The 24,929-nt window shown below is 58.6% G+C and carries 19 protein-coding genes and 2 pseudogenes; 13 read left to right on the top strand and 8 right to left on the bottom strand.

The window, feature by feature from the left end; all coding sequences use genetic code 11:
• Nucleotides 1-55: 55 nt before the first annotated feature.
• Together GLR48_RS23390 and GLR48_RS23385 are read left to right on the top strand one after the other, a co-directional pair.
• Nucleotides 56-1,099, top strand: a complete 1,044-nt coding sequence (locus tag GLR48_RS23390) for a hypothetical protein (protein ID WP_237066327.1) — start codon at nucleotides 56-58, stop codon at nucleotides 1,097-1,099.
• Nucleotides 1,096-2,796, top strand: a complete 1,701-nt coding sequence (locus tag GLR48_RS23385; protein ID WP_237066326.1) for a glycosyltransferase — start codon at nucleotides 1,096-1,098, stop codon at nucleotides 2,794-2,796. The genes GLR48_RS23390 and GLR48_RS23385 overlap by 4 nt, the downstream gene beginning before the upstream one ends.
• 68 nt (nucleotides 2,797-2,864) lie before the next feature.
• Here GLR48_RS23385 and GLR48_RS23380 read toward each other — a convergent pair.
• A pseudogene (locus GLR48_RS23380) lies at nucleotides 2,865-3,807 on the bottom strand (IS3 family transposase); the annotation flags it as partial.
• A gap of 112 nt (nucleotides 3,808-3,919) precedes the next feature.
• Here GLR48_RS23380 and istA (GLR48_RS23375) point away from each other — a divergent pair.
• Nucleotides 3,920-5,488, top strand: a complete 1,569-nt coding sequence (istA, locus tag GLR48_RS23375; protein ID WP_237066324.1) for an IS21 family transposase — start codon at nucleotides 3,920-3,922, stop codon at nucleotides 5,486-5,488.
• Complete coding sequence (gene istB / locus GLR48_RS23370) at nucleotides 5,421-6,149, top strand: IS21-like element helper ATPase IstB (RefSeq protein WP_237066322.1); 729 nt, start codon at nucleotides 5,421-5,423, stop codon at nucleotides 6,147-6,149. Before istA (GLR48_RS23375) ends, istB begins: the two co-directional genes overlap by 68 nt.
• Before the next feature lie 262 nt (nucleotides 6,150-6,411).
• Here istB and GLR48_RS23365 read toward each other — a convergent pair whose 3' ends face one another.
• From GLR48_RS23365 to GLR48_RS23335, 7 genes are all read right to left on the bottom strand, one after another.
• Nucleotides 6,412-7,089, bottom strand: a complete 678-nt coding sequence (locus tag GLR48_RS23365; RefSeq protein ID WP_237066320.1) for a YjbF family lipoprotein — start codon at nucleotides 7,087-7,089, stop codon at nucleotides 6,412-6,414.
• The gene (locus tag GLR48_RS23360) at nucleotides 7,086-9,302 is read right to left on the bottom strand and encodes a YjbH domain-containing protein (protein ID WP_237066317.1); all 2,217 of its coding nucleotides are present in this window, start codon (nucleotides 9,300-9,302) and stop codon (nucleotides 7,086-7,088) included. The genes GLR48_RS23365 and GLR48_RS23360 overlap by 4 nt, the downstream gene beginning before the upstream one ends.
• Before the next feature lie 189 nt (nucleotides 9,303-9,491).
• The gene (locus tag GLR48_RS23355; RefSeq protein ID WP_237066315.1) at nucleotides 9,492-10,505 is read right to left on the bottom strand and encodes an NAD-dependent epimerase/dehydratase family protein; all 1,014 of its coding nucleotides are present in this window, start codon (nucleotides 10,503-10,505) and stop codon (nucleotides 9,492-9,494) included.
• Between the two features lie 142 nt (nucleotides 10,506-10,647).
• Complete coding sequence (locus GLR48_RS23350) at nucleotides 10,648-12,414, bottom strand: glycosyltransferase 61 family protein (protein WP_237066313.1); 1,767 nt, start codon at nucleotides 12,412-12,414, stop codon at nucleotides 10,648-10,650.
• 161 nt (nucleotides 12,415-12,575) lie between these two features.
• A complete protein-coding gene (locus tag GLR48_RS23345; RefSeq protein ID WP_237066311.1) occupies nucleotides 12,576-13,712 on the bottom strand; it encodes a glycosyltransferase 61 family protein in 1,137 nt (378 codons plus the stop codon).
• A gap of 210 nt (nucleotides 13,713-13,922) precedes the next feature.
• Nucleotides 13,923-15,650 (bottom strand): glycosyltransferase family 61 protein, encoded by a 1,728-nt coding sequence (locus tag GLR48_RS23340; protein ID WP_237066309.1) that lies wholly within the window; start codon nucleotides 15,648-15,650, stop codon nucleotides 13,923-13,925.
• On the bottom strand, nucleotides 15,622-17,298 hold the full coding sequence (locus GLR48_RS23335; RefSeq protein WP_237066307.1) for a glycosyltransferase: 1,677 nt from the start codon (nucleotides 17,296-17,298) through the stop codon (nucleotides 15,622-15,624). The genes GLR48_RS23340 and GLR48_RS23335 overlap by 29 nt, the downstream gene beginning before the upstream one ends.
• Nucleotides 17,299-17,825: 527 nt before the next feature.
• Between GLR48_RS23335 and GLR48_RS23330 the strand changes: the two are divergent.
• From GLR48_RS23330 to istA (GLR48_RS23290), 9 genes and pseudogenes are all read left to right on the top strand, one after another.
• Nucleotides 17,826-18,485 (top strand): annotated as a pseudogene (locus tag GLR48_RS23330) (ISNCY family transposase); the annotation flags it as partial.
• Nucleotides 18,486-18,581: 96 nt separating this feature from the next.
• The gene (locus tag GLR48_RS23325; protein WP_237066304.1) at nucleotides 18,582-18,842 is read left to right on the top strand and encodes a CopG family ribbon-helix-helix protein; all 261 of its coding nucleotides are present in this window, start codon (nucleotides 18,582-18,584) and stop codon (nucleotides 18,840-18,842) included.
• Between the two features lie 96 nt (nucleotides 18,843-18,938).
• Nucleotides 18,939-19,139, top strand: coding sequence for a hypothetical protein (locus tag GLR48_RS23320; RefSeq protein ID WP_237066302.1), 201 nt, complete (start codon nucleotides 18,939-18,941; stop codon nucleotides 19,137-19,139).
• Between the two features lie 327 nt (nucleotides 19,140-19,466).
• A complete protein-coding gene (locus GLR48_RS23315; protein ID WP_237066300.1) occupies nucleotides 19,467-20,114 on the top strand; it encodes a choice-of-anchor C family protein in 648 nt (215 codons plus the stop codon).
• Nucleotides 20,115-21,134: 1,020 nt separating this feature from the next.
• A complete protein-coding gene (locus GLR48_RS23310; protein WP_237066298.1) occupies nucleotides 21,135-21,737 on the top strand; it encodes a VPLPA-CTERM sorting domain-containing protein in 603 nt (200 codons plus the stop codon).
• Between the two features lie 203 nt (nucleotides 21,738-21,940).
• A complete protein-coding gene (locus tag GLR48_RS23305) occupies nucleotides 21,941-22,177 on the top strand; it encodes a hypothetical protein (RefSeq protein WP_237066296.1) in 237 nt (78 codons plus the stop codon).
• A gap of 319 nt (nucleotides 22,178-22,496) precedes the next feature.
• Nucleotides 22,497-23,000: a hypothetical protein gene (locus tag GLR48_RS23300; RefSeq protein ID WP_237066294.1), complete on the top strand. Its 504-nt coding sequence runs from the start codon at nucleotides 22,497-22,499 to the stop codon at nucleotides 22,998-23,000.
• A gap of 229 nt (nucleotides 23,001-23,229) precedes the next feature.
• The gene (locus GLR48_RS23295) at nucleotides 23,230-23,502 is read left to right on the top strand and encodes a hypothetical protein (RefSeq protein ID WP_237066292.1); all 273 of its coding nucleotides are present in this window, start codon (nucleotides 23,230-23,232) and stop codon (nucleotides 23,500-23,502) included.
• Between the two features lie 297 nt (nucleotides 23,503-23,799).
• Nucleotides 23,800-24,929 (top strand): IS21 family transposase (gene istA / locus GLR48_RS23290; protein ID WP_237066290.1); only part of this gene is annotated, 1,130 nt, incomplete at its 3' end.

Here is a 24,929-nt window from a genome sequence, read left to right as displayed (position 1 = left end):
AGACAGGTCGCATTAGAGTCTTTGGACTTTGTGACACAAAACGAGTGGAGTGGACGTGAGGTATATTTTTACAACCTGTGCTTTAAACTACTACCCTAACGCACGGCTTTTGGCGGCTTCGGCCAAAGCACATCTTGGGGATGTCAAAACAGTTTTGATGCTCGCCGATACATATCCAAGCGATTTTGATTTTGGCGATTCCGACTTTGACGAAGTCTGGCCGATTTCTGAGCTAGAACAAGACCTGCCCAACCACATGGCCTGGGTATTTGGGCACAGTGTGATGGAGTTGGCCACCGCCATTAAAGGTTTTGTGCTCAAAAAGCTGTTGGAGCGTAAAGACTGCGAAGTAGCTCTATTTTTGGACCCAGATTGCGAAATCCACAGTGATTTGACTGTGGTGTTCGATAAACTATACACCAAAGACATTGTGCTGACGCCACATTGCTGTTTGCCGCATACCCAAGCCGACTGGATCAAATTTGAATTGAACCAGCACCGGGTGGGCACGTTCAACTTGGGCTTTTTGGGGGTCAGAAACTCGGCAGAGGGAAAGAAGTTTGCAGACTGGTGGTGGCACCGGCTCCAGCGACACTGCGTGATCGATGCCAAGCGCCATTTGTTTACCGACCAAAAGTGGATTGATTTGGCACCGTCATATTTTGATCATGTGGGTGTGATCCGGCGCCCCACATTGAACTTGGCGCGCTGGAACACCTTTCAGCGCGAGGTCACCCGCAATGCAAGCGGGACTATATTCGTGGATGGGTTGCCGCTCGATTTTGTGCACTATTCCGGCTTTATGAAGGTCGGTTCGAAAAACCTGGGCATGTATGACGTGGCCTCAGAGCCGTGGATCAAAGGCAAAGACGTCCTGGACCAAATGAGCAACAGCTATGCCGAACGATTGCTGGAGTACCAGCAAAAACCCGTATGCCAAAACGACTGGACGCTTGGGCGCTACCGCAGCGGACAAAAGATCTCGGACCAGCAAAGGCGGTTGTACAAAATGACCCCTGCGCTTAACGCGCAGTTTCCGCAGCCCTTTGAGGGCGGAGAGGCATTTTTGGCAGCACTTGTGGGGGGGATGACAGGATGAGCGAAACTAAAAGCAATCTAAAAGCCGCGGCGGCTTTTGTAGATTATGGGCTGATGGAAAAATCCGAGGGACGTCGCGAATCCGCCTCTGGGCCTGGCAGCAAACTGACAGCGGCAGCGGCGGCCTCCAAATTGCTGTTGCGCAAACTCCGCGAGTTGCCGATCCGCAGCGTCTTGGATTTGGGGTGTGGCGATTGGAACTGGATGCAGCATTTGGGCTTTCCCCATCCCATTCCCGGACGGCACATCACCTATGAGGGCTGGGAATCTTCACAAGGCCTTGTTGATGCGCTGCGCGCCAAGCATGGCCAAGACGGCGTGGATTTTCATGTGCGTGATGTCAGTAGCGAAGCCTTACCGGACGTCGATCTGATCATCGCGCGGGATATCCTGTTTCACATGCCCCCCGAAATGGCGCTTCGCGTGGTTGAAAGGATCAAAAAATCCGGCAAATACTTAGCGGCTCCGTCCCATATATTTTTGAGCAAAAACAGCGGATTTTCCGAATATTTGGATATCGAAGGCTGGGGCTATTTTAACATAAATTTGAATATCAATCCATTTTCACTGCATCCTTTTATGCAGGAGTGTGTGCTGGAACCAGAGTGTAGCAGTAAAGAAAAAAACCGATACTTTTGCTTTTATAACTTTGCCCCGATTATAGCAGAGCCTGTGACTCAGCCTAAGTCAGAGGCATCACGCCCGCAGCTCTCAAGAACGCCTGCAACGTTTTCTGCACCCGAGATTATAATAAAGGCCCCCGCGGTGTCGGTAATCGTCACCACCCATAACAATGCGGAAACCATCGAGAAGGCCGTAGCCTCGATCGTCCAGCAAGACGTACAGGATATCGAGGTGATCGTTTTAGATGACCGCAGTACTGATGAAACTTGGTATAAGGTGGAAGGCCTTGCTCGGCGGGATGAACGGGTGATTTCTATTCGCTCAAGCCATAATTTGGGGCCATCGGCAATGCGCAACATTGGGATGAATAATGCGCGCGGGGAATACGTCTGTTTTGTAGATGGAGACGACACGCTGCGCAGTGGCGGGCTTGGCCAGCTTTTAGATCGGGCTTGGTCTGTTTCCGCAGATGTTGTGCGCGGCTCGCATGTAATGCATGTGGATAACCATTTGAGTCTGAACGCTCCAGAACACTATCACCAACCAGAAGTCTTGCGCACATGTTATGCGGACATGCCCGGCCTAGTCCAACTTTATACCAGTTGGAATATGCTTATCCGACGACATCTTATTAGCAAAACGGGCATTAAGTTCGATATCGGCATGCGTCTGGGCGAGGATAGGGTTTTTAACCAGCAGGTGTTTAACGCGGCCCGTTCGATTTCGATGATGAAGTTTGAAAGCTATAACTGGGTGCGTAATCGGGCCTCCCAAAATCATCTGTCGGCAGGCCTTAAGATCGCGGACCGACTTGTGTCTATTTCTGCCTTCCTCAATGCAGTCGCAGCGCTGGAAAACGCAACCCCGGTACATTTCAAAATGGCGCATGCCTCAATGGCCTTTGAACTAGCGCGCTGCATGCAAAAAGCTGAAAGAGACGGAACAGACTTTTCAGACGATATTGATGCCCTGTGGGATAGAATGCGGCTTGACCGCAGCTGGGTCACAAACCCGGCAATCAAAGGGTACGAAAAGCCGCTGCTGAACGACTTTATTCTAGGCAAACTGGCTTAGGGGGATGTGTTGAACGGATCTACTCCAATTTGGAACACTGAGCTGCTGCCGGTTTCGTGGACACCGGGTTAGGTTTGCATAGCTCGGTCCTCGAACGCCATAGGGCTGAGATAGCCCAGCTTCGAATGCCGTCGCCTCGGATTGTAAAAGCGCTCGATGTAGTCGAACACGTCGGCGCGTGCCGCGTCACGGGTGCGGTAGACCTTGCGGGCTGTCCGTTCGATCTTCAGCGACGAGAAGAAGCTCTCCATTGCTGAGTTGTCCCACACATTGCCCGCACGGCTCACCCGGCAAATGATGCCGTTGTCCAGCAGCAGGCGCTGAAACTGCTCACTGGTATATTGCGATCCTTGGTCTGAGTGATGGAGCAGCGCGTCAGCCTTTCCGCGCCGCCAGACGGCCATCCGCTGCCCGGCAGTGGTTTGCAGGTCATTCCGGTGGAATGACTGGCAAACCATGAGAGGGATCAGCGCATCCATGACCAGTGAAGCATCCCGTTCCGCCTTCATGGACCAGCCGACGGTGAGCCATTGATGCGCCATTGGTTCAAGCACAATGGCGAACCCTGGAGAACAGGTCCAGCACGACCGCCACGTAGAGCCAGCCCTCTGCGGTCCAGATGTAGGTGAAGTCGGCAAGCCACTTCTGGTTCGGCCGGTCTGCTGTGAAGTCGCGGTCAAGGATGTTGTCGGCGATGACCGACCGCTCGCCGTCATCCTTCGGGTTCCCGCGGCGTTTGGGCCGCGCTCTCATTGCATTTAGCCGCATCAAGCGTTTGATCCGGTGCAGTCCACATGCGAGACCTTCTTCCAGAACGTCACGCCAGACCCGGCGGGCGCCATAGGTGCGATCGCTGGCCTTGAAGCTCTTGTCGATCGACTGGACGAGCTTTGCATCCTGAGCCGCGCGTTCGCTTATCGGCCTTCTGAGCCAGGCATGAAAGCCGGATCGGGAGACGCCCAGCACCGCGCACATCCAGCTGACCGGCCAAATGTGCCGATGCTTTGCCACGTGTGTTTCGGCGTGCAAAACTGACCCCCATGGCGGGGTAATCGGCATCCAATTTTGACCCCCATCAGGTTTCATCTGACCATCCGTTGCAAGGCAGCGGATGGAGGGGGAGTTGAAGCGAGTGGATACGATAGCGCGGGTGCGTCGGGCGTTTCATGTGCAGGGCTGGTCGATGAAGCGCATCGTCCGGGACCTGCATGTGTCGCGCAACACGGTGCGCAAGATCCTGCGGTCAGACGAGACGGACTTTGCCTACGAGCGTGAGCATCAGCCGATGCCGCGGATCGGGCCTTGGCAGACGGAGGTGGATCGGTTCCTGGTCGCCAATGAAGGCAAGCCTTCGCGAGCACGGCTGACTCTGATCCGGATCTACGAGGAGGTCCGGTCACTCGGCTACGAGGGCAGCTACGATGCGATCCGGCGCTACGCCAAGACTTGGTCGAAGGCGCGCGGATCAGCGGCGGCCGAAGCCTACGTGCCGCTCTACTATGCGCCCGGCGAGGCCTACCAGTTCGATTGGAGCCATGAGGTCGTGCTGATCGGCGGCGTGACGACGACGGTGAAGGTCGCGCATGTCAGGCTCTGCCATAGCCGCATGATGTTCGCCCGGGCATATATGCGCGAGAGCCAGGAGATGGTGTTCGACGCGCACGACCGGGCCTTCGCCTTCTTCAAGGGCACCTGCACGCGCGGGATCTACGACAACATGAAGACGGCGGTCGAAGCGGTCTTCATCGGCAAGGAGCGGCTCTACAATCGGCGCTTCTTGCAGATGTGCAGCCACTACCTGGTCCAGCCGGTTGCCTGCACGCCTGCATCAGGCTGGGAGAAAGGCCAGGTCGAGAACCAGGTTGGCCTTGTGCGCGAACGGTTCTTCACCCCAAGGCTTCGGGTCCGGAGCCTGGATGAGCTGAACGTCTGGCTGCTCGACAAGTGCATTGCCTATGCCAAGGCGCACAAGCACCCTGAGCGCAGCGATCAGATGATCTGGCAGATGTTCGAGGCAGAGCGCGCGACCCTCGTGCCCTATGTCGGCTCGTTCGACGGCTTCCATTCCGTTCCGGCCTCTGTGTCCAAGACCTGCCTCGTCCGGTTCGACAACAACAGGTATTCCGTGATCTCGACGGCTGTCGGACGGCCCGTCGAAGTCCACGCTTATGCCGAGAAGATCGTCATCCGGCAGGACGGGGTCATCGTGGCAGAACATTCCCGCTGCTTTGGCAGGAACGAGACGGTCTACGATCCCTGGCACTATGTGCCTGTTCTGGCGCGCAAACCCGGCGCCTTACGGAATGGTGCCCCGTTCCAGAATTGGGTGCTGCCGACAGCAATGGCGGCCGTGCGGCGCAAGCTCAAGGGCGTCAGCGACGGTGATCGCCAGATGGTGGCCATCTTGGGCTGCGTTGCCGCCGATGGCATCGCAGCCGTCGAGAGTGCCTGCCAGGAGGCCCTTGCCCAAGGCGTCTTCTCAGCTGCGGTGATCATCAACATCCTCGCGCGCAGTCGTGACCCGGCACCACCCCCGTTGCTTCTCACCCCCACCGCGTTGCGGCTGACCCACGAGCCTGTGGCTGATTGCGCACGCTACGACAGCCTCAGGAGGGCAAACTACGATGGAACGCACCCAGGTTATGGAATTGATGGGCACTCTCAAGCTCTACGGGATGCGCAGCGCCTATGACGAGATCATGGCCACCAGCATCAAGCGTCAGTTCGAACCACCTCGCATTGTCGGTGATCTGTTGCAGTCCGAGATCGCCGAGAAGCAGGCCAGATCGATCAAGTATCAGCTCACCGTGGCAAAGCTGCCGCTTGCGAAGGATATCGAGGACTTCGACTTTGCCGGCACACCCGTCAATGAGGGTCTGGTGCGCGATCTTGCGACCGGCACCTTCGTGGCCGACCAGCGTAATGTCGTGCTGATCGGAGGCACGGGCACGGGCAAGTCGCATCTGGCCATTGCGATCGCGCGCGCCTTGATACGGAACGGCACCCGAGGCCGCTTCTTCAACGTTGTCGATCTGGTGAACAGGCTCGACACCGAGAGCCGCGCCGGCAAGCAGGGGCGCACGGCAGACTACCTGACCCGCCTCGACTTCATCGTGCTGGACGAACTGGGATATCTGCCCTTCGCGCAGGCCGGCGGTCAGTTGCTGTTCCACCTGATCAGCAAGCTCTATGAGCGAACATCCATTATCGTCACGACGAACCTTGCTTTCGGCGAATGGCCGACCGTCTTCGGCGATGCCAAGATGACCACCACTCTGCTCGACCGCCTCACGCATCACTGCGAGATCGTCGAAACCGGCAACGAGTCGTGGCGCTTCAAGAACCGCGCCTGATCAGGGTCTGTCCCGCCTCCGCAACATGATCAGCTGCGTCGGGCCAGACCCTGATTACCACCTTCCGCGGGGGGTCAATTTTGCGCGCCGATAGGGGGTCAATATTGCGCGCCGATTGACAGCACTGCGTTGGATTTATGCTGCAGTGCATCATTTTGCGGCAACGTTATCGGCTTTCGGGGTCGGTTTTCAATTGGGACGACACCTCCCAATGCGGTGATATGGAATGGCGCGCCGCTTTTCCGAATCCGCCGGAGTGGTGTCAGGGCCGGTCGAGTTGGATGTATCCCGATTCAGGCGCGATGGCCTGCAGGCTGCGTACCATGACGCCTGAATCGTCGATCCAGTACTTGTTGGTGAAGGCCAGCATGTCGGATTGACATGTCTCGTCGAAACGTTCCGTCGCGATCTGGCGACCGAGGATGCCGATGGTCTCGCGCCCCTGCGAGGCGAGGCTGCAGGCGAAGGTCAGCGTCTCGATCTGGTCAGTGTCGGAAAGGATCTCGTGCACGCGGGTGGCGGACCCGCCACCGGCGATCAGGGCGCGCATCACGCCGTCCACGTCGGCAGCCATCAGGTCGCGCGGAAAGCCGCGGGTCGCCACGAGCACACCGTTCTGGGTCGTCACCGACGGGCCCTCCGCCGACAGCCAGGTGGTGCGGCTGCCGTTGCGCGCGCCTGCGGCCATCGCGGTCACCACTGTGCCGTTGTAGGCATTCAGCACCAGAAACCCGCCCGGATTGGCGTCGGCCTGGGCGCGGGTCAGCACCGGGGCGGTGGCCACGGGCTGCACCGGCGTGCCGTCAAGGCGGGCGCGGACCGCGGTCAGGGCCGTGCCGGTCAGGTTGCCCTCGTTCATGGAGCCGCAGCCCGCCAGAGCCACCAGGGCCACCATCGCCCAGACCGTGGCGCCGTGCTTCGTCATCGCATGCATGCTCATCGCCAGAACCGTCCCCATGTTGTGGTCAGATCGCCCAGCTGGCCGCTGCGGATCGTCTCGTACAGGCGACCGTCGACCTGTACGCGCGCGCCGCCGTCGCGGGCGAGCGACTGCAGCGTCGTGCTGGTCGTCTTCTGCGTCGGCGTGCCGAGGAAGTAGTCGTAGGGGATCGTGATGCGGATGCCCTTGTCGAAAGAGCCTTCGCCGAACTGGTCGAACGGCATGTCGGTCAGTGAGAAGTAGCCGCCGACCTTCCAGCCGTTGGCGTATTCGCGGTCCAGCGCGAAGGTGGCGCCGTAATCGCCAGCGAGGTAGCGGCCCACGTCAACCTGCGCCTGATAGCCGTGGCCGATGTCGTAATAGGCCGAGACATGGGCGGTGACGGCGTCGAAGGTGCCGGTCTTGATGCGGGTGCGTTCGCGGGTCACCGGATCCACGACGGTCTTGTATTCGGCGAAGTCGAAATTGACGTTTTGGTCGCGCATGCCGACGTAGTTCACCTCGGCCCCCAGGGCCAGGCGGCTGGCGACCGGTGCCCAGAGCACCTCTGTCGAGATGCCGCCGTACATCTTTTCCAGATAACCCACGGTGACGCGGCCATAGACGTCCGGTGTCAGGCGCGTGTAGTAGGCTGCCGTCAGCTTGCTGAGGATCGGATCGCCCGAACGTCCGAAATAGGCCTGGTCGCTGCGCACGTTAGCGTAGTCGTTAGGATTGTCGAAAAAGCCCAGCGGGTCACGCTTGCCGCGGAATGATTGTTGTACCCGACCTGAAAGGATCAAGTTGCGGCTGACCTGATATTCGGCTGTGGCCTCTAAGCCAATATCGGCGTTCACTGGGCCAGACCCGTCGAAAACGGTCACTGCCAGATAGGGGGCGATGCCCCAGCGGAACCGCGGATCAGGGTCTGGCAGGGTTTCCAGCCCCGTGGCGGCGCCGGCTTGGCCGAAGGTGGCCGCGTCGTAGATCGCGGCGGTGCCGCCGACCATGTTCTCCTGCGCCTCGATCTGGGCGCGGGGCAGGCTGACCTGGCTCAGGGGAATGCCGGCCTGCACCGGTTCCATGATGAAGGTCTGCACCGAAGGCGGGATGATCTGCGTCATCATCCGCGCGGCCCGGCCCATGGCCTGCGCCTCGCTCCGGTAGCGGGTGTTCTGGTAGCGCAGGCGCGCGGTGCGGTCGGTCAGTTCCAGCCCGACGAGCTCGATCCCCTCGATCGCCAGCAGGTCCGACAGGCCCTTGCGGACGGCGGGTTCGGGCTGTTTCGCGCGGTCCCAGGTGGCGGCGGCGCGCTGGTCGGCGGTGCGCACGCGGACCGGCGCCGGCGCAGGGTCGAGGCCGCTGGCGGTGTCGCGCTCTGTCGGGTTCAGGATGAAGGTGCCGCGCAGCCCGAATTCGCTGCCGTACATGTAGGAGGCGCCCAGTTCGATCCCGGGCTTGTAGCGATACGACAGCCCCACGTTGAACGGCGACTTGTAGTCGACTGCCGGGTTGTACACGTCCTTGGGGTAGCTGATCGAGGAATATTCCGCCTTGATCCCCAGCTTGTCCGTCAGCTGGTATTCGGCGCCGAAGAACAGCGCCGCGTCGCCGCGGAACCACTGCTTGACCGACAGCTGGCCACCCAGACCCACGGTGGGATCATCGCTGAATTCGCGGTCCTGATAGACGGGACGGTCGTCGAAGTAGTCGCTGACAGCGCCCAGCGGATTGCCGAAACCGTTCTTCTGCCCCATCCGGCCCCAGCCGAGGCCTGCGGTCACGACCAGCTTGGACCCCACCGATTTCGACGCCACGACGTATTCAGAGCTGTAGCGCCCGGTGCCGAGGAAATCGCGCAGGCCGACGGCGATGGCGGGCAGGTAGCCACTTTCGTTGGTCAGCCGGTACTGCACGTCAAAGCTGCGGTCGAAGGTCTCGAACGTGCCGGGATCGGGGTTGGCCGCGGTCGGCCGTCCGTACTGGTCGAACACGCCGTAGCGGAAACTGCCCGACAGCCGGTCGGTCAGCTGGAAGGTAAAGGAGGTGCGGTAGCCACTGGTCGGCGAATAGGCCAGAGTCACGGCTATGTCATTGGGATCGGCGCTTTCGGCGGTCGGCATCTCCAGCAGGCCGGGCGTGCCGAAGGTTGTGTAGGACGGCCCGTTGTCCTGCGCCGCAGCACCGCCGGCCAGCATCGCCAGCATCGCCGCATAACCAACACGTCTGTACATCACGATCCCCGCATCATCCCGCCGTCTGCTTAGCAAGTCCGTCCCCCGATTGGAAACGTCTTATTGCCGGGCGCGGCACGGTTTCGCCGCAGGTGCGGCCTGAACCACTGCCGGACCGAAGAGCCCCGGCCGACGGCGGGCGGGGACAAGGGCAGGGCACCTGCAACGGACGCCGTTGCAGATCAGGCTCTAAACCCCGTAATAGTCCCTGTACCACGCGACGAACTGCCTGACGCCGTCGCGCATGTCGGTCTGCGGGCGGTAGCCGGTCAGATGTTCCAGCAGGGCGGTGTCGGCCCAAGTCGCGGGGACGTCGCCGGGCTGCATGTCCATGTTGTGGCGCAGGGCGGTCTGCCCCAGCGCCGCCTCGATCGCGGCGATGAAATCGGGCAGGCGTTCGGGATGGCCGTTGCCGATGTTCACCACCCGGAACGGCGCCACTGGCGACAGGCTGTCGCCTTCAAGCACGATGCCGTCCGCCGGGCGCCGGGGGATCGCGTCGAACATCAGCAGGCGGACCCCGCGCACCAGATCGGTGACATAGGTGAAGTCCCGCGACATGTTGCCGTGGTTGTAGACGTCGATCGGATCCCCCGCGAGGATCGCGCGGACGAACTTGATCGGCGCCATGTCGGGCCGCCCCCAGGGCCCGTAGACGGTGAAGAAGCGGAACAGCGTCGTGGGCAGGTCGTGCAGGTGGGCATAGGCGTGGCCCATCGCCTCGGTGGCCTGCTTGGAGGCGGCGTAGATCGTCAGCGGCGTGACGGTCTTCTGCGTCTCGCTGAACGGCATATCCGTGTTGGCGCCGTAGACCGAGGAGGTCGAGGCCATCATCAGGTGATCGACGCCGTGCCGGCGCGCGGCCTCCATCACGTTGAAGCTGCCGATGACATTGGCATCGAGGTAGGCGCGCGGCGCTTCCAGGCTGTAGCGCACGCCGGCCTGCCCTGCGAGGTGGACGATGATCTGCGGCGCGCAGGCGTCGACGGCGGCATCGACCGCCGTGCGGTCCTCCAGCAGGGCCTCTGTCGCGGTAAAGGCGGGCGATTGCGACAGCATTGCATGGCGCCGCCGCTTGAGGGTGACGTCGTAGTAATCGGTCATCCCGTCGAAGCCGTGCACGGTGTGCCCTTCGTCCAGCAGCAGGCGGGCCAGATGATAGCCGATGAACCCGGCGGTCCCGGTGACGAAGATGCGGGCCATGGGGTGCGGGCCTTTCAAGGGAATGTTGCGGGTCTGGATACAGGGGGTGGCGGCCAAAGGCGATCCCGTGCGTGGGGGGCGTGGGGCAGGGGGCCGCCTGTGCCCCACGCGCGGAATGGTCCGGACGTTGCGCGAGAGAGGTCTAGGGTGTGATGTCGGGATCCGGCGTTGCGACATAGGGGTCTGCATCCCACTTGCGTTTTGCGAAGAATGCCACTGCGAACTCCCGGTGATAGCGGAAGTAGCCGAACGCCAGGCTCGCGAAGTCTCCACTGGCCTTGAGGCGATGGGCCAGCAGGATCGCGCGTTCCAGCAAGGCGCGTCTTTGGGGTGCCAACCGCGCGGCCTGCATCAGGTGTTGCAGGGCCTCCTTCGGTCTGGATCGCGATGCGGCGCAGTTGGCGGCCCAGACATGGGCATCCGGCTCGTGCAGCATCGTGTCGAAATGCTGCGCCAGAAAATCGGCCAGGGCGTCGCCGGGGCCTTCGGTGTTCAACTGCGCGGCCGCGGCCATGGTCTGCGCATGTCGCAGGGGGTCGAGATGGGCGATCACCAGGGATCGCAGGATCCCTATGCCAGCCGCGTCGAGCTGCGAGCCGACAAGACTGTGAAGGTCGTAGTCGGGAATACTCTCCTGATCGGGCCAGTCGTGGTCCGTGAAGAAATGCAGGTAGCGCGCCCGCGAGACCAGCGCCAGCGGGCTGAAATCACCAAAGCGCAGCATGGCGATCTGCAGGGTCGAGATCTCGACCACCAGGCATCCGGGCGGTGCGTAGAGCATGTTGGTCAGGCCGGCTCCGTGCGCTGTGACGATGACCTCCGCTTCTGACACGAGCCTGGCCTGCGTCAGGACGTCATGATCCTCGAAATGGATGACCTCGAAGTCGAGCGCCGTGAGTGCCGCAATCAGCAGCTCTTCCTGTCCGACCGCACGCGGGCGCCGGCCGGGACGCCGCGCGACGTAGAGCCTGCGCGGTCTGGCGGGGACATCTGCAGGACTGCGTGTCGCCGCGACCCGCTGCAGCACACGTTCGCGCAGGGCGATCAGCGCGGTCTCGCAGCTGTTCATACCCAGTGTCTTGAGGTTGCGTTCGCCCAAGGTGCGGTCTTCCCACATCCAGCTTTTCTTCGTGAGCGCATGGAAGGACGGCATGCAGTCGTCGCTGACCTGGTAGTACAGGAGCCGTGCATCGAGGGGCAGCAGCGCCCGGGGCGATCTCAGCTCTCCGGTCGACAGCACGACGCGCTCCGCAAGCTCCGGAAAGAACCGGTCGATCTCGTCGCGCACGAAAGCGGCTGCCGTCCCGTTCTGGGCATGGATGATGATCCGGCCCGTCAGGTTGTAGTCCTGATACAGGGTCAGGAGCGGCATCGTTTCCCGGGTGAAGTGGTAGAAGTTGAACAGGTTCTTGGCGACGACGATCAGATCGCGATCGCGGTCAGAGGGGTCGGCGAAAGGCAGGTCCATGCGGTTCGTGCGGTGCCGCTCCGCGAAGGATGCGACGATGTCCGCGAGCTTGCGGACCCTCTTGGCACTGCGCGCCCGCGACAGACGGTTGATGATCCGCAGACCGGAGGGTCCGTTGACCAGGAACTTTCCCTTGACCGTGACGATCGACCCCTTGATGTGGATGTCCTCGGCGGCCACGATCAGACTCCGGAAGACGATCCCGGCAGAGAACGTCCTGAACCTTTCGTGCCGGGTCATGTAGTCGGTCAGGTGATGACGGTGTTCCACCCCGGTGGACACGATCACGGCGTCGACATCGACGGGGCAGGGCAGGACCTGCGGCGCGATATCCTCGTCGGCAAGGCGGTACATCCCGGGATCGATGCCGGGCCAGAAGATGTTGCCGGCGTTGATGGCGCTGATCGAGATGCGCGGATCGTCTTTTCTAGATGTCGGCACGTGTCGTCCCCGGGGAAAATGAACATCGATCCTGCAGGGGTCTTGTCCTGAACGTTGTGACGCTACGGCGCGTTAAATGCCAGAACCATCACCAGAACCGATCATTGCAAACCCACCTTGGCACATCCCTGTCCTCGCGGGGCGGTGACATCATCACAGTGCTATTCCGCCGAAACGGCGTCCTCGACCGGAATGGGCCAGTAAGGCGATTCAGATTCAGATCCGAGCTCGGCAAGCTGTGCGTCGATTTCCGCGGGCGTCAGATCACGCCAACCGTCAAGCGACGTGATCATGCCCGCAGCAAGAAGATCCGCGCCGACGGATTTCAGGCTGACATCGCTCCAGGAGGTGCGCCCGATACGACGGAATTTCTTGTTCACGTAATCCGCGCGGATATGGTCGATGACCTGCACTCTGGGGCTTGCGAAACTCTCGAGCTGTTCGAGAATATTCGTGATCGCATCCATCGAACGGCGCTTGATGATGCTGATCTTCTGGTCGGGATGCGCGACATACGCCAGGAAATGCAGTGGAGAGCAATCGACGGAAATGATCTTCTTTGCGGCGCGATAATGCGCAGCCTGTTGCTGCAGCGTATGACGCTGCGGCTTGAAGATGTGGTAGCCCTCCGCCTCCAGGCGGTTGATCAGGAATTGCTCGCCCAAAATCATGCCGCGGTCGGCAGGCAATCCCTGCCGGGAAATATACAGAAGCTCCGCACCTTCGGGTTTCACCGTCGCAGCACAACGCCGCATGAAATCCACGTAACGCGGCGTGCCGCGGATCAAATCCGGCGACAGACCGAACTCCTGATCAGGCACAATCAGCCTTTCGACCCGGACAGGCCGATCGATGACGGTCAGATCGGTATGGACACCGATCGCGGCCAGCAATCCGGTTTGACGCGCCACAGCATGGTCGGCGAAGCCTTTTTCCTTCGGCGCGAAAATGATGCTGTCGATTGGCATGTCCTGTCCCAATATCCACAGCCGCCCGGTCGACTCGGTGATGAAGTGGCCGAAATGGCCAAAGAAGACGCCGCCGAACGCATGGGTGCCGGCCAGATACGTTTCCTCGAACGACCCAGCCGCGGGCAATTCCGGCGCGTTGTGGACGAATTTGTCGCCGGTGACGGAAAGTGAGCTGCTGACGAATGTGCTGTCTTCCTGAAAGACACCGGAGCATCCATTGTACTTTCCGTTTTCTCCGACGGCGGGCGGAACGACAAGGGCATTCCTGAATTCCAGAAACCCTTTGGGCGTCGTCTTCTCCGGTGCGCTCGTTCCGCTATTTTCCATCGTCAAGGTGTCTTTCGCGCTAAGGAGTGAGGGACTTGGTTTGTCCAGCTGACGGCCAATCGTCATGGGTCGCGGTGCTGGAATAGGGCCTTTTAAGATCGGCGGTGCTGCAGGGTCATGCAGGATTTCTTCAACGTCATTATCAGCACAACATGATGATTTGAAGTCATTTTGAAGATGACAAGTTGATGGGCAGGCCGGAAAATCCCGTCATCCTTGAATGGCGATTGCCCCATGCTCGGTCCGACACCATCGCATCCAGCGGGCACGCCTGTAGGACTCGCTCATTTCAAGCGCCCAGCTGACAGTCTGCTCGTCGGCGAGGGCCTCCGCCAATTCCAGCACCTTTGCCCAAAGGTCGGCACGGTATGGCACGAGGGATACCAGAGTTGAGTAGGCCTTCAGTGCCTCCTGTGTCATCTCCGTTTTCTCATACGCCTCGGCGAGGAAACCGACCGTTCTGGGGCAAACGGCGGAGCGCAATGTGTCCAGATTGATCACGGAAATGAGCGTGGCGTGATCCTCTTTTCGACGCAGACCCTCTATGCGCGAAAAGAATTTTTTCTGCTCGTCTTTTTGAACGAGGGATGCAATGAAAAGCTCTAGTTTCTGCAGCACGCGTTCCGAAATCGAAATGCCGGCGTGGCCTTCGTGATGGAGGTTCGGGACCTCATCGGACTCGCCTACATCGTGATCTGCAAAGAAATGGGTGTAGTTCACGCCAGAGGCTGACGCATGCATGTTGAAGTCACCGAACCGGTGACGCGCCGTCTGCAAATGACTAAGCTCGATGAAAGAACTGCCAGGCTTGCCATAAAGCATGTTCGTGAAACCGGCGCCGTGGGCCGAGACGAGAATATCGACGGAGTGACACAGGCTCGCCTGCTGCAGAGGCGTCATGTTCTCGAACTGGACGACATCGAAGCCGTAGCGTGACAGCATTTCAATGAGTGCATCTTCGCCAACGACGGACCTCTGACGAGACGCGCCCTGTTTGCGCGAGACGTAGACGTATCTTGACCCCTCATGCACATAGGTGCGCTTCAGGACGTCATCGCGGTGTCTTTGAATATACTCGTCGCGGCTGTTGCGAAATATCCAACGGTAGTTTTCCGTCGTTTCCGGGCGCAGGTCTCCATCTTTGAGGTTATTCGAGAACCCGGCGCCTTCTTCGATATCCTTCATCACCGTGCTGTCGGAACAATGATAGAGGTGGTTCGTGTTGAACGGAATAATTGCCTTTTTGTATCGGGTGCCGCCGGTCAAAAAACTAACCTTGTCAAACAGATCGGGGTAGAAATCCTCGACCGCTCGCAGCAGATAAGGTTGAACCTCGCTGGTGCCCCCTGTCAGAAAGTGAATGTCACCCGAGAGCGCATAGTCACGGTACATCTGCAGGTAAATCATGGATTCGGTCGTGAAGTGGTAGTAATTGTAGAAATTCCGACACTCTATGACGAAGGGGAGGCTGGAATCCTTCGAAAAGTCATCCGTTGAGATAACCGGCAACTTCTGATTTGATCGATGACGGGCCTTTTCGGATTCGTCTTGAAGCAGTCTTTGCGCCTTTTTGTCACCCATATCCTTGAAGAGCTTCGTGCGCACACGAAGGGCGGAGGCGCCACTCATCAGGAGAGCGCCACCGCATCTCGGCATGCGTTTCTTGAAGGAGTAGTGCTTTACGAGGGCTGGAAAACTTCTTAGCTCGACGCATTTTTCTGCGGACCTGAAGTCTCTGTAATTGGTGATGAAGCCGTGCAGCAACCTGTTGTGGACGGTGTTTTCAGTCGCGATGACAGACAGGAGATTGGCTCTTTCGACATACCGCGGCTCGATGTTTTCATCGTCACTGACAATTGCAAATTTACCGTTCGCACCCGGGACGAAGAAAAACGGCTCCGCGTTGCTCTTACCCATTGAAACCGTCGCTTTCAGCATGTTCCGACGCTGCATTGATACGGTCGAGATGCTTCAGGAGTTCGGATGCCAATCCATGTCTGTCGATTTTCTTGAAGTATGAATACGCCGTTTTCATGCAAAGCATCGAGTTCTTCACGATGATATCGTTCATGAGGTCGGCCTGATATCGTCTGTTGCTCCGAGCAATCCTATATGTCCTGTAGAAACTTGCGGCGTCGATCTTTCCGGACAACGCCTCCAATATCATCTTATCCAGGACACCGATGAAATCGAGAAAGCGTGTCGGGTGCGGACCCGAACGGCGCGCATTCAATATGACGGGACGGTCATCGCCGCATTTGTCGAAAAAGTCCGTGTCCACGTGCTTGGGATCGCTTATGACGATTATTCTGTTCTTTTCGCTGTTCAACGGTACAGGCAACGCCGTCGCGATCCTGGGCGAAATCAGCAAGACAGGCGCGTCCGGGAAATGACCTGCGACGGCGGTCGCCAGATGTGCGCCTTCGGCCCCCCCCAGTATCAACGTCCTCGGGAACGATGCGAACAGACCGTCATTCATCATATTGCCCAAGTGCGTCATGATCGACGATCGCGCGGAATCGTCGTCACCGCGCAGGACGATATCGAGAGACGAGACGCCGAGACGACGACAGTTGTCCGCAAACATTCCGCCAGTCATGCGCTCTTTTTCGGAAGGTCCTGTCGTGTATGAGGTTGAGACGACAAGGTCGTCTGCGCTTCGTGGGACATACGTCAGAAAGAACGTTTCGTGCGAAATGAAGATCCCACCACGAGACACGACTTCGCTCGCCTTGACGACATCATCGATCGGTGGCTTTTCGAGAAAATCGGCAATCCCGGATAGTTTCTTTCCCTGACCCTCCAGAAACTTGAAATTGCGTTCAACGGCAATCTCGACCTGTTCCTGCGTCATGACGGACATCTTACGCTTGCGCAGCATGTCCGAATTGTAATCCGTATCGTTCGTCCCGTTATTGGTCACCAGAGAAATCCGACCGGCAATCGAAACGGATCTGAAACGGTTTTCAAGGGCGAAGTGTCCGAAGTCGTAAATGCTCTTGCTCTGATGTCGGACCGCTGCCCCGGCGCTGAAGAAATTGACGGGCCAGTTGTAGATGGCCGTATCAGGACCCATGACTTTCGTGTACATGACGCCGTGGATCGTGGCGGCAAAGGGTTCTTTGTCCTGCGCCATCAAATGCGCGGTATGAGATTTCATCAGGGCGATATAGTCGGCGCAAAGACAATCGTCGTCATCCAGTCTGAACTGCAGGACCTTGCCGAAATCCAGTTCGTTTTCTCTGAACATCTTTTTCTGTGCGTCACTGGCCGACGTCAGTCCAAAGAACTGCAACTTGACCTGAGGGATGTCATTGCAAAGGTTTTCCAGCCGTTCGCGAAACCGCTTCGGCATGAGGTTCGACGCAAGAACCATGAAGATGAAGTCCTGATCCGTTTGCGCTTTGATCGAAGCCAGTGTCAGGTGCTCGAATGTCAGCAATCTCGCAGTCATCCGCTCGGTCGTGAACAGCACGTCAGCCTGTCTGGTGGCGATGGCCTCGACTTCTGCATCCGTCTTGCCCTGGTATGCCTTCCAGTCCCCGCGTCCGACCAATGAAAACCGACATACTCCGGCTACCAACATTTTCGATCCTTCAAGCGAAACCAGAATTCATATTTGTGCTGCATCGAGAAATATCACAGAGCCAGCAACGTCTGTCAGACGTGCGATCTTCTGTCCCTCAATGATGTCACGCAGCTGCGATCAGCGGCGATGTACATGCTGTCTGACTGACGGCAGGTTGCATGATGAAGCCCTTGCTCTCTCGCTCTTCGACGACGAATTCCCTCAGGTCCCAGCCTCTCGCGGATCGGATCGACGATGAATTCTTCCGGTTCCGATGTCCACATCTTGCAACGGTATTTGTCAGGGATGTGGCGGCGGTGTGATTGCATGGGTTCGTAGTGTCGCAGCTTGAATGCCTGGTGAACATTGATTTTACCTGTCGACCTAGACGACTCTTACGGCGCAATCAGAGCGGCATTGATTTTAAAATGACATAATCCACATTACGCGGGATCTCATGTGTAAGCGCAAAGTTAGAATGTCCCACATCTGCAAAGTAGAAGTGTCACACTTCCCTGTCGATCAAGCAGGATTGGAGTGTGGCCGTGGGATTGATCATCATGAGCGAACGCGAACTGAACCGCATTGAAGTACTGAGCCAAGTGACACGTGGTGTCATGACGGCTGTGAACGCTGCCAACGTGCTGGGACTGAGCCGACGACAAGTCCACAGGCTGCTGAAGGATTTTCAGACTGGAGGTCCTGGTGCTATCCGGCACAAGGCGCGTGGCCGCAAATCCAACAATTGGATCGACCCTGCGGTGCGTGAGTTCGCCGTGACCTTGGTCAGAGAGAAGTACAGCGATTTTGGGCCCACATTCGCGGCCGAGAAGCTGGCAGAAGACCACGATCTGAAAGTCTCGCGCGAGACACTGCGCAAATGGATGCAGGACGCCGGGATCTGGTTGTCACGCAAGCAGCGCCGCACGTTTCATCAGCCGCGGCTCCGCCGGGAGTGTCTGGGCGAGTTGATCCAGATCGACGGGTCGAATCATCGCTGGTTCGAGGATCGCGGGCTGGCCTGCACCCTGTTAGTGTTCATTGACGATGCGACGAGTACGCTGATGCAGTTGCGGTTTATGATCTCGGAAAGCACGTTCAGCTATTTGGAAGCGCTGGACCTGTATCTGGTAACGCATGGCTGACCGATCGCGTTCTATTCCGACAAGCACTCTGTGTTCCGTGTGCCCCAGCAAGGAGCCCGTACCTGTGACCGAAATCGCGGCTGAGATCGGTCAGCCTCCCAGAAATGGGCAAAATGCGCTATGTGTTAAGATGTACACATCTGTAAAGACAATGCGATGACTGTCAGCACCACGATGACGATCCGGCTCGATCCGCAATTCAAGGAAAAGCTGGGAAGACTGGCGGAAGGGACGCAGCACAGCCGGTCATTTCTGGCGGCTGTGGCTGTTGAAGCCTACGTGAACCGGGAGCTTGCGATCATCGAAGGAATTGAGCGCGGATTGGCAGACATAGAGGCTGGTCGGACGGTCAGTCACGATGATGCAATGGCGTCCATACTGCGCAAGATCAACACGGCAGCTGGTGGGGCGATGTGAGGCGACCGGTCCACCGATGCTCTTGCCGAGCTGACCGGTCAGCTGGCCTACATCGCATTCGAGAACCTCACAGCGGCCCGGTGTGTCGCTGACGCCTTGGATGGCACGGCGCTGGCACTGGGCGATATGCCCAGCGGATGCTCCGGGCGGGTGACCGGCACTTACGAGAAGTCCGTGACGGGCCTGCCCTACGTCATTCCCTGTGCGCTCATGCTGTACGACGGCGTGGAAGCGGTCTCAATCGTGCGTGTGATCCTCACGTCGCGGGACGGGCCCGACGCAGGATGGGCGCAATAAAGGGGTCCATGGGGCTGCGATTGATGAGGTCTCCGCGCGTCGTCTCAAGGCGGTTTGATCGTTTCTGACGTTTGGTCGCGAATCGCTCTTGGCTGTGCTGCTGCCCGGCCATGAGTGATTTTGTGAGTGGCGTTGGTCGATTTGTGACCAAATATGCATCACAGGGGCGCATTGTTTCGAATTATAACACAATAAGCGAGGCGGCCCTCAATCTATAATTGTATTACGCGGTGCGGCTATCCTGACGCAAAAGTTTCGCTTAGATTTTGGCGAAAGTGTGGCATAATTCGACATGCGCAAATATTTTCCTTCAAATAGAGTAGAAAAATGCTAAAAAAAATCTTGTCGGCGTCGGCCTTGGGCCTCGCGCTTTTCTCTGGGGCCGCGTCTGCGGCCACTATCACCAACGGAAGTTTCGAAATCGGAGCAGCTCCGGGTAGCTTTACCGAACTTGGGAATGGCAGCACGTCCATCACGGGCTGGACGGTCGGTCCGAAAAACATCGACTATATTGGTAGCTATTGGACGGCGCAGGATGGCGGTCGCAGCCTTGACCTGAGTGGGAGTGCGAAAGGGTCGATTTCCACTACGATCACGGACCTGATCGTCAATGCGACCTACGAATTGTCGTTCTGGATGTCGGGCAACCCGGCAGGCCAACCTACCGAAAAGAAAATGGACGTGACGCTGGCAAATCCCGCTACGACGGAAAGATACGGCTACAACATCCAGACGTCTGCCAACACCCTCACCGACATGAAGTGGCAGGAGTTTGTTCTGAAGTTCACGGCCACATCCACTTCGTCTCTGCTGACCTTTGCGGCAGGCAATGGCGGTGGAGGTGCGGCATGCTGCTATGGTCCAGCTCTGGATAACGTGAGCATTGCCGCCGTGCCGCTTCCTGCCAGTGGCTTGCTGCTGTTTGGCGCATTCGGTGGGATCGCGGCCCTGCGTCGTCGCCGCAAGTTGGTCTGAGTCAGAGCCATCAAGATTGATGAAAGGGGGCCTTCTGGCCCTCTTTTTTGTTGAAAGATATCCCCCCTCGGCCATTACAGCCGCATCAGGCGATGCCTTAAAAGTGCTGTTGGGCTGTATGCATCCGTGCATGTCATCGTGTCCTGCTTGACCGACGACCGCGATGACGTCCCGCCGCGTGCCCAAGCCGATTGACTAGTCCGCTCTTCAGCGCCCAGACCACCCCGGTCGAGTTGCAGGCTCTCCGCATTCTGATGGATGACCAGGCGCGCGGTCTGAAATGGCTTGATCAGTGCGGTGGCTTCGCCAGACGTGCCGATTATCCCCTCTTTGGCGGGCAGTCAGAGGTGGTTGGAAGCTCCGGCTGTCAACGTCATCAAGGAGTCTGTCTTGTAGGAGGGGGACCCGCCCTGGCTAAGGGCGGGTCTTTTGGTCGTCTTGCGGAACTGCAAAATGGTTTTGGGGCATTCTGCAGTAGCGAGAATAATTCCTAATGCGAAAAATTCAACCCAAAGCTGCAAGGGGTATAAAGTTTTACCTGAATGTCATGACCGGCATTTGAACGTGCTAGACAGATCTTGGGGCGCGGCGAAGGGATGCGCAAAGAAACATCCTCCGCTGCAAGACATGCAGGTAGGGGGTGAGGTGGTTTGGATTTGGAGTAGTAGCACTTCGTAGGCTTTTGATGCCTGAGCGGCAACACTTATGCGCAACCCATGCGTGGAAATACCCGTATGCGACCATGGCGGCCAACAGAATCGTTGAGGGATGAACTCGTTGAAACCGGGATCTGGATCCTGTCGCAACGGTCTCGAAGCTCAGCGTCCGAAACGCCCAAAAGGCGCAAATTATTACAGGAAACAACTAATGCGTGTATTTGGTGAGAGGGGCGGGACCAAAAACATAAATTTGACAAACTTTGGTCAAGTTTCCGTCTTTTTTAGTTGAAGCAACCGTGGAACGCGCTCAATAACATTGCGGAGTGGGTTATTGAGCCCTGTTTTTAGTTGTGAGTCCCATATGAAGAATTTCAAGCTTAGCACAGCCGTATGTTTCGCGGTCGCAATAGTCGCAGCAGGCGCTGCGAACGCAGCGACTGTTTTGTCCGGATCTACCAAGGTGGGTGATACGAATAACATCGTTGCCGTTGGCGGGCCTTCCATTTTGTCCAACAACGCGGCCTATACCTATGAAGCGACAACCCCGGCTTCGGATTGGGTCTGGATTGATGACGTCAACGACAATGATATCGCAAAGTTTGTCTTTAAGTTTGATCTGTCCGGATACAACTTGGCTACAGCGAACCTCAGCGGCGTCTGGGGTGTTGATAACGCTGGATCGATCCAGCTGAACGGTACGGAAATTTCCATTCTGTCCTACGGCTATCCCGCCTTCCAGACCCTGACATCCTACGGATCGACTGACGCCAGCATGTTCTTGGCCGGTGTGAACACGCTGACTTTCAACGGCCTTGATCAAGGTGGCCAAGGCGCCTTGCGCGCCACCGCGATCGTGACGGCAGACGCTGCTGTGTCCCCCGTCCCGCTGCCGGCCGCTGGTCTGATGCTGTTCGCGGGCTTGGGTGGCCTGGTTGCTGCACGTCGCCGCCGCAAAGCCGCTTAAATACACTATTTCTGAGACAAATAGGGCCCTTCGGGGCCCTATCTGGTGTAACAGACTGATTTTATTGATGTATTTTACAGTCCTTGAGCAAGGACTTGGCTTGCAGGCTTGCAGGCTTCCACGCGGACGTGAGCCGGTTTTCCGTCGAGACGTGAGCCACCCTGCCCGCACGCGGCGCGGCAACGCTTGCCATAACGCGCAGGATGACACAATCGACGGTCCTCATCGATCCGCTACAGTCTAATCTGCAATTGGCAGGCATCTTGATCGAGGACGAGACGGCGTTGACTGCAACGCCAAGCCCGAGCCGCGTCATCTTGCGCTACCGGGGCGACAGGCAGCTCGCGTTGGACGTGGCCGAGCTGGACACGTCGGATGCAGGCGGCGCAACTGCCTATTCAGCCTATTCCGATCTGGTGCCCAGGTCGGTATCGGACTAGTCATCGGGCCGGATCAGGAACGGTCTTGAGGTTAGACGCTGAACACCACCCCGTCCACCGCATCGGCATCACAGGCCATCTCTGACGTCGTGCCATCGTGTAGTGGACAACGCAGGGTTTGCCGGAGGCCAAACGACAGCAGCGGCAAGGAAAAGTGCCGTTCTGCAGCACGTCCCCGGCCGCGTATGCTATAGGCCCCGGCGTGGGGTCGCGCGTCACAGCGGCTGCCCTGAAAGCGCCACGATCTTTCTTTACAAAAAATCAATATAGCCTATACTGCATTTACATTTAAGAATTTCTCAAAAACTTGGAGACCGATGTGAAAGCACGTCTTATTGCTACCATCCTCGCCGTATTGTGTGCCGCACCCGTATCCGCTGCGACCCTGATGTATGATGTGGCCTCTGACAGTTCCACAGGCGTGGCCACCACATTCGACCTCGCAGTCGGACAGACCTTTTCGGTGAACGTGATCGACCGTGCGGACACCTGGATCCTGGGTGCCACCCCGCGCGAGTTCACCGCCGACGGCATGGAAATCAGTGGTGCGGACTACGGCAACTTTGGCGCGTTCCGCTACGGGACCCTCGTCGGGCGGATCGGCGCGGGCGATGCCTTTGCCATTGGCTTCGGCGACACGTTCATGGCGGCGACATCCGGCATCCTGTCCTTGCTGAACTGGGATTCGGCCTACGGCGACAACTCGGGCTCGATCGCGGTCAATGTGACGTCGGCCGTGCCTGTCCCTGCCGGCGGTCTGCTGCTTCTGTCCGCCCTGGGCCTCGGCGGTCTCGCGGCACGCAAGCGGCGCAAGTCCGCCTGATCCGCACTCCGGACCGGATCATGTATGACGGCAGCCTCCTAGGCTGCCGTTTTGCGTTGTAACACAGCAAGGGACGGCGATACGCATCCGACCGCGACGGTGGCAAAAGAATCTGCCCGCTGAGCCGACAAGTGCTGCAGATACGACGGATTGGACATGTTCCCCGTCCCACGCGCTGCAAGTTGGATCCAATATATCGGGGGCATGGGATCGGTCCATACGGGTCTGCATGCAGAAACCGATTACAGGTTTTGTGCTGCTGGAATGGCATCCCGACTGCGTCAGCTATGAGATGATCTATCGCTCTTCCTCCGTAAAGGATGGCCTTGCAGACGGTTTGTACCGTCATCTGCTCGAGCGTCGCCGCCAGAGCCGGCCCCCCGCGGCGCATGCCGGTATTGAGCTATCAGGCCCACTCATGATTTTCGTCACCTCGTTTGATATGACTCCGGAAGACACCAATCGATACCATGGCTGTGCTCACTCCAACTCGCACACATAGGTCCATCTTTTGTTGAATCTTTTCCGACCGCTGAAATCAATGATGATGACGTCCCCCTGGTCATCCAAGTCGATGACCCCGTCATAACCCTGTCTGCGGGCGGCTTGCGCACGAATGCGTTGAATGTGCCATCCGAGTTCAGGGTCTCCATTCCAGTCACCGCCATCCTCCCATAAGGTACTCGTGTTGATTTCCACCCAGAAGTGACCCGGGTAGCGGCATAATTTCCATTGAGAATTGACCCATGTGACCCTTCCCCCAGCGGCATGCGCAACGGGGGACATTGGAGTGATACACATGGGACTTTTGAATATCATCCGACGTATGGCTTTGCGTGAGAAGTTGCCCCTGCGCGAGATTGCGCGGCGGACCGGGATGTCACGTAATACGATCAAGAAGTATCTGAATGCAGGCACGATCGAGCCGCAGTTCGCGACGCCGGAGCGGCAGAGCAAGCTCGATCCGTTCGCTGAGAAGTTGGCCGGCTGGCTGAAGACGGAGGCCGGCAAGTCGCGCAAGCAGCGGCGGACGTTGAAGCAGATGCACGCGGATCTGGTGGTTTTGGGATTCGATGGGTCCTACGGCCGGGTCGCGGCGTTTGCGCGTGACTGGCGGGCCGATCGGCAGCGAGATCAGCAGACGACAGGGCGCGGCACCTTTGTTCCCCTGTTGTTTCGGCCGGGCGAGGCATTCCAGTTCGATTGGAGCGAGGATTTTGCAGTTCTCGGTGGCGAGCGCACCAAGCTCCAGGTTGCCCACATCAAGCTGTCGCATAGCCGGGCCTTTCTGGTCCGGGCATATCTGCTGCAAACGCACGAGATGCTATTCGATGCTCACTGGCACGGATTCCGGGTCTTCGGCGGAGTCCCGGAGCGCGGCATCTACGACAACATGAAGACGGCGGTTGACCGCGTCGGCCGCGGGAAGGACCGGCAGGTCAACATGCGGTTCCTTGCGATGGCAAACCACTACGTATTTGAGCCAGCGTTCTGCAATCCGGCCGCAGGCTGGGAGAAGGGACAGGTCGAGAAGAACGTGCAGGATTCCCGACACCGACTGTGGCAACCCATGCCGGACTTCTTTGATCTGGCGGCCCTGAACGATTGGCTGGAACAGCAGTGTGTGGCATTATGGGGCGAGATCCCGCACGCATCATTACCGGGGAGCGTTGCTGACGTCTGGGCCACAGAACAAGCTGCGCTGATGCCATTGCCACCCGCCTTCGATGGCTTTGTCGAACTGAGCAAGCGGGTGTCGCCGACCTGCCTGATCAGCTTTGAGCGCAATCGCTACAGCGTCCCGGCATCATTTGCCAATCGCCCGGTGAGCTTGCGGGTCTATCCCGAACGTCTGGTGGTCGCCGCCGAGGGTCAGATCCTGTGCGAGCATGTGCGGGTGATCCAGCGCAGCCACCAACTCCCACCACG

The sequence above is a fragment of the Loktanella sp. M215 genome (genome assembly GCF_021735925.1).
GTDB lineage: Bacteria > Pseudomonadota > Alphaproteobacteria > Rhodobacterales > Rhodobacteraceae > Loktanella.
The sequence above is the reverse complement of the archived record's forward strand: the minus strand, read 5'-3'. Positions and strand labels throughout refer to the sequence as shown.

What these genes read in the sequence shown, in the direction of transcription:
- GLR48_RS23385 (WP_237066326.1), top strand. Translation starts at nt 1,096, where the DNA reads ATGAGCGAAACTAAAAGCAATCTAAAAGCCGCGGCGGCTTTTGTAGAT.
- istB (WP_237066322.1), top strand. Translation starts at nt 5,421, where the DNA reads ATGGAACGCACCCAGGTTATGGAATTGATGGGCACTCTCAAGCTCTAC.
- GLR48_RS23365 (WP_237066320.1), bottom strand. Translation starts at nt 7,089, where the DNA reads ATGAGCATGCATGCGATGACGAAGCACGGCGCCACGGTCTGGGCGATG.
- GLR48_RS23360 (WP_237066317.1), bottom strand. Translation starts at nt 9,302, where the DNA reads ATGTACAGACGTGTTGGTTATGCGGCGATGCTGGCGATGCTGGCCGGC.
- GLR48_RS23355 (WP_237066315.1), bottom strand. Translation starts at nt 10,505, where the DNA reads ATGGCCCGCATCTTCGTCACCGGGACCGCCGGGTTCATCGGCTATCAT.
- GLR48_RS23345 (WP_237066311.1), bottom strand. Translation starts at nt 13,712, where the DNA reads ATGGAAAATAGCGGAACGAGCGCACCGGAGAAGACGACGCCCAAAGGG.
- GLR48_RS23340 (WP_237066309.1), bottom strand. Translation starts at nt 15,650, where the DNA reads ATGCTGAAAGCGACGGTTTCAATGGGTAAGAGCAACGCGGAGCCGTTT.
- GLR48_RS23335 (WP_237066307.1), bottom strand. Translation starts at nt 17,298, where the DNA reads ATGTTGGTAGCCGGAGTATGTCGGTTTTCATTGGTCGGACGCGGGGAC.
- GLR48_RS23325 (WP_237066304.1), top strand. Translation starts at nt 18,582, where the DNA reads ATGACTGTCAGCACCACGATGACGATCCGGCTCGATCCGCAATTCAAG.
- GLR48_RS23315 (WP_237066300.1), top strand. Translation starts at nt 19,467, where the DNA reads ATGCTAAAAAAAATCTTGTCGGCGTCGGCCTTGGGCCTCGCGCTTTTC.
- GLR48_RS23310 (WP_237066298.1), top strand. Translation starts at nt 21,135, where the DNA reads ATGAAGAATTTCAAGCTTAGCACAGCCGTATGTTTCGCGGTCGCAATA.
- GLR48_RS23305 (WP_237066296.1), top strand. Translation starts at nt 21,941, where the DNA reads ATGACACAATCGACGGTCCTCATCGATCCGCTACAGTCTAATCTGCAA.
- GLR48_RS23295 (WP_237066292.1), top strand. Translation starts at nt 23,230, where the DNA reads ATGCAGAAACCGATTACAGGTTTTGTGCTGCTGGAATGGCATCCCGAC.